Origin of the sequence: Mediterraneibacter sp. 210702-DFI.5.30, assembly GCF_020560115.1 — a bacterium.
GTDB classification, from domain to species: domain Bacteria; phylum Bacillota; class Clostridia; order Lachnospirales; family Lachnospiraceae; genus Mediterraneibacter; species Mediterraneibacter faecis.
This window is the reverse complement of record NZ_JAJCME010000146.1, coordinates 1-245: the sequence shown is the minus strand read 5'-3', so window position 1 is coordinate 245 and position 245 is coordinate 1. Positions and strand designations below refer to the sequence as shown.

The following is a 245-nucleotide window of genomic DNA, read 5'->3' as shown; positions in this document are numbered from 1 at the left end:
GGTGCCTAAGCTGGGACGTTTGCGGATCAAAGGCGCTCAGCAGCGACTATTGGATCGTCAAGGCGAAACACGCATTGGTACGGTAACCATTTCCAAAGATGCTGCCGATCGATTCTTTTTGTCGCTGCAATTAGGCTCCGATACACCGTTTGTTCCTAAGCTTAGCCGCACTAATCGGCAAATTGGCATTGACCTAAACACAGAAAACTTTCTGACTGCCAGTGATGGTCGAACCATCGCTAACC

The 245-nt window shown here is 49.4% G+C and carries 1 pseudogene; it reads left to right on the top strand.

Annotation, left to right across the window (positions count from 1 at the left end):
* Positions 1 to 245 (top strand): annotated as a pseudogene (locus tag LI126_RS15030) (hypothetical protein); the annotation flags it as partial.